The sequence below is a fragment of the Streptomyces physcomitrii genome, from assembly GCF_012273655.1.
GTDB classification, from domain to species: domain Bacteria; phylum Actinomycetota; class Actinomycetes; order Streptomycetales; family Streptomycetaceae; genus Streptomyces; species Streptomyces physcomitrii.
Window position 1 is genome coordinate 1 of sequence record NZ_JAAWWP010000050.1, and the last position, 957, is coordinate 957.

General features: G+C 68.4%; 1 protein-coding gene. It reads right to left on the minus strand.

Features of this window, described 5'->3' with window-relative positions; genetic code table 11:
- Nucleotides 1-19 precede the first annotated feature (19 nt).
- Nucleotides 20-900, minus strand: a protein-coding gene (locus HFV08_RS31030) for an IS5 family transposase (RefSeq protein ID WP_210431002.1) whose coding sequence is annotated in 2 segments (ribosomal slippage) — nt 20-540 and nt 540-900 — 882 coding nt in all. Because the reading frame shifts where the segments join, the coding sequence is not laid out codon by codon here.
- Between the last annotated feature and the right edge of the window lie 57 nt (nt 901-957).

Sequence of the window (957 nt, forward strand, 5' to 3'; positions counted from 1 at the left end):
CTAGGTGCTGTCCGGCGGATCACTGGCGGAGCCAAAGTCGAATGGCCGCGGCGGTGACGGTGCCGTGGAAGACGTAGGCCCGCTTGTCGTAACGGGTCGCGACCGCGCGGGAGTTCTTGAGTCGGTTGATGGTCCGCTCGACCTCGTTGCGGCGCCGGTAGTGGTCGTGTTCGAAGCCTGTTGGTCTGCCGCCTTCTCTGCCTTTGCGGCGGCGGTTTGCCCGCTGGTCCTTCGGTTCCGGGATCGTGTGCCGAATGTGGCGTCTTCGCAGGTAGCGGCGGTTTCGGCGGGAGCTGTAAGCCTTGTCGCCGCTGACGTGGTCCGGCCGGGTGCGGGGCCGTCCGCCCAGCGGCCGGGGAACCCGGATCCGGCCCAGAACTTCGACCATCTGCGGGGCGTCGCCCCACTGACCCGGCGTGAGCAGGAGGGCCATGGGGCGGCAGCCGCCTTCGCCGGCGAGATGGATCTTGCAGGTCAGACCGCCCCGGGACCGGCCGAGTCCCTCGTCGGGGCGGTGGTGCCGGGGCGTCATCCTTTTTTCGGGATCCGCGGACGGGCTTTGCGGGCGCCAGCCGCGTGCTGATGGGCCCGGCAGGACGTCGAGTCGACGCCGACCATCGACCAGTCGATCCTCCCTGCCAGGTCGGTGTCGGCTTGGACCGCTTGCAGGATCCGGTCCCAGGTGCCGTCCGCCGACCAGCGGCGATGCCGCTCATAGACGGTCTTCCATGAGCCATAACGTTTCGGAAGGTCACGCCATGGGACACCGGTCCGGACCCGGAACAGGATCCCGTTGACCACGATGCGGTGGTCGTTCCACCGCCCGCCCCGGCCACCCAGAGGTGGCAGATGCGGCTCCAGCAACGACCACTCACGGTTCGTCAGATCCCCCCGACCCATGCCCAAACCAACGAGCGACCGGTCAGAAGGTCACATGATCCGCCGGACACCCCCTAG